Origin of the sequence: Pseudomonas sp. B2021, assembly GCF_018135665.1 — a bacterium.
Classification (GTDB): domain Bacteria; phylum Pseudomonadota; class Gammaproteobacteria; order Pseudomonadales; family Pseudomonadaceae; genus Aquipseudomonas; species Aquipseudomonas lactis.
Window position 1 is genome coordinate 2,320,023 of the sequence record NZ_SMOF01000001.1, and the last position, 9,685, is coordinate 2,329,707.

The following is a 9,685-nucleotide window of genomic DNA, read 5'->3' on the forward strand; positions in this document are numbered from 1 at the left end:
GATGAGCCTGTTACCTCTGATCGCGGTGGCCCTTGAAGAGCCTCACGCTTTGCGGCTGTTGGGGCACTCTCATATCGAAACCCCGCAAGTGGTGCTTGACGAGGCCGATTGGCGTTGGCTGCGTGAGCGACGCTCGTTGCTGATGGGCGTTTCGGCGCCCGATTACGCACCTTTTGACTTGACCAATAACAACGACGAACTCGAAGGGATCACGGCTGATTTTGCCGCATTGGTCGGCCAGGCCCTGCATATCTCCATCGAGGTTCGGCGTTACGACACCCGCGATGAGGTGGTCGAGGCGCTGAAGCAGGGGGCGGTGGATTTCCTCGGTTCCGCCAATGGCTATGAAGCGGCCGACCCGCAACTGCTGCTGTCTCGCTCTTATGCCAACGACCAACCGACCCTGGTGACCCGCAGCGGTGACAGCCAGGTATTGAATGACGGCCTGGCCGGCAAGCGCGTGGCAATGCTCTATCACTACATGCAGCCCGACGCCGTACGGGCGTTTTACCCCAAAGCCCAGTTGGAACTGTTTGCCTCGACCTTCGAAGCCATTGGCGCCGTGGCGTTTGGTCGTGCCGACGTCTACCTGGGGGATGCCATCAGCAGCAATTACCTGATCAATCGCAACCACCTCAATAATGTACGCATGGCGGATTTTTCCGGCCTGGAAGTCAACCCGTTTGCGTTTGCCGTCACCCGGGAAAACACGCGTTTGCTGCCCATCCTCAATGCCGCGCTGGAGGCGATTCCCGCCAGCGAGCAGATGGAAATCCTGCGCCGCTGGAGCGGAGGTAACCTGGGCATAATCGGCGTTGACCGGCTGCACTTGAGCGCCAGTGAGCAACGCTGGGTGCAGAAAAACCCACGGGTCAGGGTCGCGGTGCTCAATGACTTCCTACCGTTATCTTTTATTGGTGGTCGAGGTCAATTCGAAGGGTTGAGTGCCGAGGTGTTATCGCGCATCAGCTTGCGCACCGGCTTGAAGTTCGATGTGGTGCCAGGCAGTTCGTTGCCGCGCCAGGTCAACATCGTCAGTGCGGGGACGGCGGACATGCTGGCGGTTATCACCCCCAGTGTGGAGCGGGCCGAAAAAGTACGCTTTACCCGGCCCTACCTGACCAACCCCTTTGTGCTGGTAACCCGTGACAGTCCACACAGCCCGCTCACGTTGGAGGAGATGGTTGGCAAACGCTTGGCCATGGTGGTTGGCAATGGCCTGCACGATGAGATAGCGCAGAATTTTCCAGGCGTGATGTTTGTCGATGTGGAGAACCCCCAGCAAGCCATGGCGCTGGTGGCCAACGGTGACGCCGATGGTGCGGTCAACTCATTGATCAGCGCGCGCTATTTGATCAGCCGGTATTACCGCGACCGCTTGCGTGTCACCAGTACGGTCGGCACTGAGCCTGCACGCGTGACCTTTGGGGTCAACCGCAGTCAGTTGGAGTTGTATTCGATCCTCGACAAGGCGCTGCTGAGTATCACCCCGCAGGAAATGGACGAATTGATTGGCCAGTGGCGCAGCGAGGTCATCATCGAGGACAGTTACTGGTTGCGTTATCGCAACGTGATTCTTCAGGGTTTTGGGTTGGCGGCGCTGTTGTTGGCCGTCACGCTGGGCTGGGCCATTTACCTGCGCAGCCTGATTCGTAAGCGGCTACAGGCCGAGCGAGCGCTGAGCGATCAGATGCGGTTTATGAGCGTATTGATCGACGGCACGCCGCACCCGATTTACGTGCGTGACCGCCAAGGGCGGTTGATGGCCTGCAATAACGCCTACCTCGACGTGTTTGGCTACAAGCTTGAAGACGTGATCGGCAGGACGGTGGTGGAAACCGACGTCGAAAACCCGCCACAGGCCCAGTCGTTTCATCAGGATTACCTGCGCTTGATGGCGGGGGGCGAGCCGCAGATTCATGACCGAATACTCAAGGTGCCCAATGGCGATGTGTTGACCATTTACCAATGGATGCTGCCGTATCGCGACGGCGACGAGAAAGTGGTGGGCATGATTGCCGGTTGGGTCGACGTGAGCGAGCGGCATCGGTTGCTCGGCCAGCTACAGGAAGCCAAGGACGATGCCGATGCCGCCAATCGCGCCAAGACTACCTTCCTGGCGACCATGAGCCACGAGATCCGCACGCCCATGAACGCCGTAATCGGCATGATCGAGCTGGCGTTGAAAAATGCCGAGCAGGGGCGGGTCGACCGCGACGCCCTGGAGGTGGCTTCGGTGGCTTCGCGGGGCATGCTGGAGTTGATCGGCGATATTCTCGATATCGCGCGCATTGAGTCTGGGCACTTGTCGCTGACCCTGGAGCCCGCCAACCTGCATGAGCTGTTAGCGTCGGTCGCGCGCGTGTTCGAGGGGCTGGCCCGCGCCAAGGGGCTGGCGCTGCAGGTTGAGCTGGACCCGTTGATTGACCGGGCGGTGCTGGTCGACCCGCTGCGATTCAAGCAGGTGGTATCGAACCTTTTGAGCAATGCCATCAAGTTCACTTCTCATGGGCAGGTCAGTCTGGTTGCGCAGGCGGTGGTCGAGGACGATCGCTTGGCCGTCCAGTTATGGGTGCAAGACACCGGCATCGGAATCAGCATCGCCGATCAGCAGCGGTTGTTCAGTGTGTTTATCCAGGGCAGCAATAACCAGCAGTCGGCACGTAGCGGGTCTGGGCTGGGGTTGGTGATCAGCCGCAGCTTGTGTGAAATGATGGGTGGTCAATTGCACTTGAGTAGCGTGCTGGGGCACGGTACTCGGGTGGACGTGACGTTGACCCTGGCCATGTCCGCCACGCTGCCGGCCCCGGTTGAGCCTGCGCAAGAGGCGGCGCCTGAGGGCCGTGCGCTGAAGATTCTGGTGGTGGACGACTACCCGGCCAACCGCTTGCTGCTGGCTCGACAGTTGAGCTTTCTGGGCCACCATATCGTCACGGCCGAAGACGGTGTTCAAGGGCTTGAACAGTGGCGAGCGGGGCAGTTCGACGGCGTCATTACCGATTGCAACATGCCGTTCAAGAACGGCTATCAGCTGGCACAGGAGATTCGCGCGCAAGAGCGTGAACAGGGTCTGGAACCCTGCCTGTTGCTGGGGTTCACCGCCAACGCACAACCGGAGGAAGCCGAGCGCTGCCGGCAGGCGGGCATGGATGGCTGCCTGTTCAAGCCAACCGGGCTTGACGACTTGCGGTCGGCGCTGGCCTCGCGTGTGGCCGACGCGGGCCCGCAGCCCGTGGCGACATTTGACTTGAGCACATTGGTCGCGCTGACCGGCGATGATCACGCTGCGCTTGTCGAATTGCTGGCGCCGTTGCTCGAAAGCCTGGAGGCAGACCGTGCCTTACTGCCGCGCCTGGCCAGCCAGGCAGATTTTGCCAAGCTGCACGACCTGGCTCACCGTGCCAAGGGCGGCGCGCGGATGGTCAAGGCAAACCTATTGATCAGTGGGTGTGAAGCATTGGAGGCAGTGTGTGAACAGCGCGACCCTCAGGCATTGGGGCCAGCGGTTGAGGGCGTGGCTGAAGCGATCGATGTTTTGCGTCATGGCTTGAGCGCTTATTGCAATCAGCCTTGACTGCGGTTGATCGCCATTCGGGAAATTTGGGAAAACTCTTACGCAAACCGGGAACATGCCTGATTTTGTCGTCGGCATATGTCTGGAAAATGGGCAGCGCTCACTGCCGAGCACTGCCTGCCAGGGGTTTGCCATGCCGAACAAAGCACTGACCATCCTGATTGCCGATGAACAGCATCTGCAACGCCTGTACATCGAGAAAATGCTCAACCGGTTGGGCTATTACCGGATCGTGCCGGTGCAAACGTTCGAAGAGGTGCGGATTCTTACCGCCATTCCTGCCGAACCCTTCGATGTGCTGATAATCCATGCCGGGCTGATGGCCCAAGCCTATGAACCTCAGCCCCAGGTGCGTCATGTACTGGTCTACGAACATCTGGACCTGGGCGCCCCGTGCGGTGTAACGCCGGCCGTGCGGGTGCGCCTGCCGGGCGTGCCGGACCACGTCAACCTCGAACACTTCATGGACATCGTCGACCCCTGCGAGACTGCCCACGGCCTGCGGGTGTTGCCGTGGTTGCGGGAGTTGTCTCGCATGCCGGTGGCCCGGGCCTAGTCCACAGCGATTGCTTGTAGGAGCGAGCTTGCTCGCGAAAAACTCGCAGGCGCCGCGTTTATTCAGGAAGCGCGCGTTACCGTTGACGTTTTTCGCGAGCAAGCGCGCTCCTACAAGAGGGCGCTTCAAGGGGGGACTGTATGCCACTAAGTTTGCGCGCCAGTTCAATCGCCACCTTGCCGCTGTCGGCGCCGGGTACTAAATGGGTAAACGGAATATCGATCATCCGGTTCTCACGCACCGCTCGCAGCGTCGATAGCACCGGGTCGGTGGTCAACAATTGGCGCTTGCGGCTGGCGGGGGACCAGAGGGCGTCGGCCAATAGAATGATGTCAGGGTCTTTTGTCAGCAAAGTTTCGCTGTTCACGGTCACCCGCGAAAGAGGTGCATCAGCCAGCACGTTACGGCCACCCGATGCCGCCAGCAGGGCGGTGACAAACCCTCGTTGACCTTCACTGGCGAGGCCGTTGACCTCACTGTCCAAGTAAAATACCGATACCGGTTGGGCGTTGTCAGCCAATGCCTGGGCATGTTGCAGGTCGGCGTCCAGTGCGTCGCTCAGGGCCTGGGCGCGTTGCGATTTGTGCAGCAGGGCGCCAAGGGTGAGCAGGTCCTGGCGGATGTGCTCGAAGTAATCCAGGTTGTGCCCGGCGCACGCGGACTCCAGCAGGTAGGACGCCACGCCGTTATCGGCCAGGCCCGTGCGTGAGCTAACGCCCTTGCCGAACGCGCTGGCGAAACCGCCCACCACCAAGTCGGGGCGCTGTGCATACAGCACCTCGCTGGAGGGATATTGGGCGGCAATCACCGGCACTTCGAAATACCGGCCCTGTCGATGCGCTTTGTCACTGTCGTCCAGATAGGCCACGCACACCATTGAAGGCCTGGCATCCAGCGCCAGCAAGAGGTCGGCCGCGTGTTGATTGAGGGCGACGATGCGCGAGGGTGGCGCGTGTGGCAGTGCCCAGGCCTGGGCGCAATTGGTGTAATTGTCTGCCAGCACCGGTGTTGCGCAGAGCGGGGCAATCAAGCATACGCACCACATTTTCATGCGCGCTCCTTGAGCAGTAGATCGTCAACCACTTCACCGCCTGCCAGGTGCATATCCACCAGGCGTATCACATCCGCCTTGCTGTGCACGCCGTACCAGCAGCGCTGCGGGTAAACCGTGAGCACCGGCCCGAGGTTGCAAGGGAACTGGCAATGGGTGCGGGTCAGCAGCACGCCGTCGGGCACTTCGATGCGTTGCAGCTCCAGCAACCGGCGGCGTAGGGTTTTCCACAGTTGCAAGGCTCCACGCTGGGTGCAGCGCGGGCCGGTGCACAGGAACACATGGTGGCTGTGGCCAGGAATTTGCGACCAGTCGGGGTGGGTGTCGACCCCGTCGATTGGCGTGATGTCAGCCATCAGAAGCGATACCTGTAACGCACCTCTGCGGTGAAGGGGCGGCCGAGGTTGTCGACGTTGTTGGCGCGACTGGTGACGTAGTCGCGGTCGAACAGGTTTTCCACCAGCAGGCTCAAACGATGCCGGTGGGCACTGTCCAGATAGCGATAGGCGTCGGCGTCCACCACAGAATAATGCCCGTACTCGACCTGCTTGGCGCTGATGACATCGCGGATATAACGCAGTGCCGCGCCTGCACCCCATAGGCGGTTTTGCGATTCAAAACCGATGCGTGAGCGGGCAAAAAAACTGGGAATATCGTTAAGGGTGACCCCGGCGCGGGATTCGGTCAGGTTGCGGGTCATGTCGGCCTGCACGCTCCATTGGTCGTTGAGCGCCAACCTGGCGTCGGCCTCGAAACCGCGCATCTGGATCTGGCCCTGACCATTGACCCACTGCACATCGTCCAGAGTGATCAGGTCGGTGATCTTGCGTTTGAACACGGTGACGCTGGCGCTGAAATCGCGTTCCGCAAGTTGCCCTGTGTAGTCAAGGCCCAGTTCGGCGTTGCGGCTTTTCTCTGGCTTGAGGTGGCGGTTGCCCTGTTCGTCCGCTTCGTTGACGAACAGCTGTTCGGCATTGGGCAGCTTGTAGGCGGTGCCGTATTGGCCGCGCAAGGCCCAGTGATCGTTGAGGTTGTAGAGGGACGTGAGCATGCCGACGGTGGCACTGTCACCGCCGCTCATGGCCTCGTGGCGTACGCCGAGGCTGGGGTGCCAGTCGGGCAGGGCGTCGATCTGCGGGCGCAGTTGGCTATACAGCGCGTGGGCCTGGGCTTTGTTGTCGTCGATCACCAGCACATCGTCCTGGCCCTTGAACCATTGGTTGTCGCTGCCGACGATCACTACATGGCCGCCCGGCAACTCGGCTTTGCCTTCGGCTTGCACGCCCCAGTCGGTGAAGCCCCAGTAGTCGTTATGGTTGATAACCTGGGTACCACCACCGTCTAGGTTGTTGAGGCGGGTATAGCGGGTATCCCAATCGTTGATGTGGCCCTTGACGAAATAACTCAGGCGTTCGTCGAGGCTTTGCTCGAACGTGGCTGTGGCGATTTGCTGTACACGGTCGTTGGTAGTTTTGTGGGAGGCTACCGGACGGGCGAAATCCAGGTTGGCGTCGGCGTATTGATAGAACAGTTCCAGGCGCGAATCATCGCCAAAAGATTGAACGGCCTTGGTACCGAAGGTAGTGACTTCGTAAGAGCGTTTCTTGTCCGTGACATTTTTCATATCGCGATTGCGAAACGGCTGGTAGCCCTCGGACGCATTGCGGCTGACGTAGGCCAGCACGCCCAGGTCGCCCCAGCCGTTGCTGAAAATCTTCTCGACCCGTGCGTCACCCGTGGTGCCGCCGAAGGTGTCGAGGCCCATATTCACTTCGCCGGCAGCCGCCCGCGTTTGTGGGCTGCGAGTCACGATGTTGATCACGCCCGATACCGCCTGGGTACCGAACAGCAGGCTCTGGCCGCCCTTGAGCACTTCGATGCGTTCAATGGCATTGGCCGGCAGGGTGTCGAGGTACAGGCCACCGTACAGGCGGTTGTTCAAGCGCACGCCATCGAGCAGGATCAGGGTGTCATCGTTGCGCCCGCCGAGCAGGGAATAGGTGCCATAGTCGAACGGGCCGTTCTTCGGCGCCACATACAGCCCGGGAATGAACATTTGCATCACCCGAGACACGTCGGCTGAAGGGCCGGCCCGCTCGATCTGTTCGCGGCTGACCACGTTGACGTTACTGCCGTACTGGGCCATGGCCGCAACTGTGCTGGACTCCACTGAGGGCGCCGAAACGATTTGCGGGTTGAGCACCAAGGGAGTGTTGTCAGCCAGCAGCAACGGGCTGAACAGGCAACTGATCAAGGGAGTGAATGAATGTCGGATCATAGTCTTCTCGAAAGTATCTTCGCAGAAGCACGCAAGAGAAGGCATCGAGCACACGCCAATACCGGCCCATGCCCGCCCACCGCAGGAGTTTGCCAAACAGAAATTCCAGGCCGGTCTCCGGGCTCATGCGTATGGATACCTTCACCTTCCCATGGCGCGAGGGCCACAGTGGTGTGTCGAAGGGATCACGCATCTACCGTTGCGGGGGCAGCACCGGACTTGCTCAATATGAGCGTACCGGTTTCCCGTTTCACCCCAAGCACGGCGGCAGGGGGCACCTGAAACAGGCGGGCATCTGAACACTCGCACGAGTGCTCGTCAACTTTCCCGCCTCTCCCAGCTGTATGTTTTTCACCGATCAGTCGGCTTTGCCGTGCTCCCGCAACCGCTCGGCGGCACTGCGTAACAACTGCTCGGTCGCGTCCCAACCCAGGCAACCATCGGTCACCGAAACGCCGTATTTCATCGACGCGCTCAGCGGCTGGCAGCCTTCGAACAGGTGACTCTCAAGCATCATGCCGACCAGCGAGGTATCGCCTTGCAAGCGCTGCTCCAGCACGTCATTGAATACCGCCGGTTGGCGCAGCGGGTTCTTGCCGCTGTTGGCATGGCTGCAATCGACCATGATCCGCGCCGCCACCTTGGACTTGGCCAGGTCATGCTTTACGTCGGCCACGCTTTGCGCATCGTAGTTGGGCCCACGGTGGCCGCCACGCAGCACCAGGTGGGTGTCGGGGTTGCCGGGGGTCTGGATGATCGCCGGATGGCCTTGGCTGTCGACGCCGAAATGACGATGCGGGTGAGACGCTGAACGCATCGCATCGCAGGCAATGGCGACGCCACCGTCGGTGCCGTTCTTGAAGCCCACGGGCATGCCCAGGCCGCTGGCCATTTCGCGGTGAATCTGCGATTCGGTAGTGCGTGCGCCAATGGCGACCCAAGTGAGCAGGTCATCGAAGTAGCCGGCGGCCATGGGTTGCAGCAACTCGGTGGCCACCGGCAGGCCCAGGCGCAGCATTTCACGCATCAGTTCGCGGGACAGGGTCAGGCCGGCGGCCATGTCATCGCTGCCGTCCAGGTGCGGGTCGTAGGCCAGGCCTTTCCAACCCACCGTGGTGCGCGGTTTCTCGACGTAGGCACGGATCACCAGCAGCATCTGGTCGCTGACTTCAAGCGCGAGCTTCTTCAGATTGCGCGCGTATTCCATGGCCGATTCCGGGTCGTGGATCGAGCACGGGCCGACAATCACCAGCAAGCGTGAATCTTCACCATTGAGGATGGCGCGTACGGCTTGGCGATGGGCGTGGACTTGTTCATTGAGGAACGGGCTGAGCGGGAGTTGGTGCTTGAGTTCAAGAGCGCTGGGCAAACGTTGGGTCAGGGCTTCATTGGCGCTGTTGAGGGCAGAGACGGGCAAAGCGGCGACGGAGGAGTTCATATTCAAGGCTTCCTGGGCAAGCGGCGGGCGATTCCCGCACGCTTGGCCTACTGGGGTGTTCGACAATTGGCCGTATCGGCTACGTGTGTTGGCTTGCCACCACGGGGTGACCGGTCGGAGGCGGCAGGCTGTCCCGAACGGAGCTGGCTAAATCGCCATGCAGTGCAAGTGTCGTAGCGGTAATAGGTGGTGAAGTTCATGGTGTGATTCCTTTAAGTGATCGTGAGCAAACAGGTTGTCAGGCGCTGAAAAAACAAAACCCCCGGTCGGGGAGCCGACCGGGGGTTTAGATTTCTCTGGTAGGCGACCCCTTGAGTAGTGGGCGCCGATTTCAGGTATCAGGCGCGCCAGTGGCTAAACCAATACCCAAAATAAAAGCCGGCCAGTGCGCTCGAACCGTTCACACGGGTAGCCGACACCGAGCGCAAGGCGCTGGCAGCAGGGCAAACCTGAGTGTGGGTGAGTGGCAACATGGGGCTCTCCAAATGATGGGGGGAGCTTACTAGAGGCGTGCAGGTGGATTCAATCAGTAATTTCTATTGTGTGGCGGTACTTACCGCTATGGGCATAGGTATCTACACAACTTTGCTGCGACGCTGGACCTGTGGCGAGGGAGCTTGCTCCCGTGACGGACTGACAGGCGACGCATCTCTACCTGACACCCTGGATCCAAATGTGGGAGCTGGCTTGCCTGCGATGACGGCCTGCCAGTCGACACAGGGTGTCAGACCGAGTACATATCCATTCCTGCGGTAACGGCCACTTAGGGTTCCGCCCTGACGGCGGCT

At 60.6% G+C, this 9,685-nt stretch carries 6 protein-coding genes and 1 riboswitch; of the genes, 2 read left to right on the top strand and 4 right to left on the bottom strand.

Features of this window, described 5'->3' with window-relative positions; all coding sequences use genetic code 11:
• Window position 1: 1 nt before the first annotated feature.
• Window positions 2-3,574 (top strand): transporter substrate-binding domain-containing protein, encoded by a 3,573-nt coding sequence (locus tag E1K68_RS10585; RefSeq protein ID WP_244858792.1) that lies wholly within the window; start codon window positions 2-4, stop codon window positions 3,572-3,574.
• A gap of 133 nt (window positions 3,575-3,707) precedes the next feature.
• A complete protein-coding gene (locus E1K68_RS10590; protein ID WP_032892429.1) occupies window positions 3,708-4,130 on the top strand; it encodes a hypothetical protein in 423 nt (140 codons plus the stop codon).
• 76 nt (window positions 4,131-4,206) lie between these two features.
• Here E1K68_RS10590 and E1K68_RS10595 read toward each other — a convergent pair whose 3' ends face one another.
• The 4 genes from E1K68_RS10595 to E1K68_RS10610 all read right to left on the bottom strand — a co-directional run bounded on the left by E1K68_RS10595 (window position 4,207) and on the right by E1K68_RS10610 (window position 8,897).
• A complete protein-coding gene (locus tag E1K68_RS10595; protein WP_212614052.1) occupies window positions 4,207-5,181 on the bottom strand; it encodes an ABC transporter substrate-binding protein in 975 nt (324 codons plus the stop codon).
• Window positions 5,178-5,537: a (2Fe-2S) ferredoxin domain-containing protein gene (locus E1K68_RS10600; RefSeq protein ID WP_212614053.1), complete on the bottom strand. Its 360-nt coding sequence runs from the start codon at window positions 5,535-5,537 to the stop codon at window positions 5,178-5,180. The genes E1K68_RS10595 and E1K68_RS10600 overlap by 4 nt, the downstream gene beginning before the upstream one ends.
• The gene (locus tag E1K68_RS10605) at window positions 5,537-7,459 is read right to left on the bottom strand and encodes a TonB-dependent receptor (RefSeq protein ID WP_212614054.1); all 1,923 of its coding nucleotides are present in this window, start codon (window positions 7,457-7,459) and stop codon (window positions 5,537-5,539) included. Before E1K68_RS10605 ends, E1K68_RS10600 begins: the two co-directional genes overlap by 1 nt.
• A 90-nt stretch (window positions 7,460-7,549) precedes the next feature.
• Window positions 7,550-7,756: riboswitch (cobalamin riboswitch) on the bottom strand.
• A gap of 61 nt (window positions 7,757-7,817) precedes the next feature.
• Window positions 7,818-8,897 (bottom strand): 3-deoxy-7-phosphoheptulonate synthase, encoded by a 1,080-nt coding sequence (locus E1K68_RS10610; RefSeq protein ID WP_212614055.1) that lies wholly within the window; start codon window positions 8,895-8,897, stop codon window positions 7,818-7,820.
• Between the last annotated feature and the right edge of the window lie 788 nt (window positions 8,898-9,685).

Excerpts from the sequence above, each read along its gene's own strand:
- E1K68_RS10585 (WP_244858792.1), top strand. The coding sequence starts at position 2 with ATGAGCCTGTTACCTCTGATCGCGGTGGCCCTTGAAGAGCCTCACGCT.
- E1K68_RS10590 (WP_032892429.1), top strand. The coding sequence starts at position 3,708 with ATGCCGAACAAAGCACTGACCATCCTGATTGCCGATGAACAGCATCTG.
- E1K68_RS10595 (WP_212614052.1), bottom strand. The coding sequence starts at position 5,181 with ATGAAAATGTGGTGCGTATGCTTGATTGCCCCGCTCTGCGCAACACCG.
- E1K68_RS10600 (WP_212614053.1), bottom strand. The coding sequence starts at position 5,537 with ATGGCTGACATCACGCCAATCGACGGGGTCGACACCCACCCCGACTGG.
- E1K68_RS10605 (WP_212614054.1), bottom strand. The coding sequence starts at position 7,459 with ATGATCCGACATTCATTCACTCCCTTGATCAGTTGCCTGTTCAGCCCG.
- E1K68_RS10610 (WP_212614055.1), bottom strand. The coding sequence starts at position 8,897 with ATGAACTCCTCCGTCGCCGCTTTGCCCGTCTCTGCCCTCAACAGCGCC.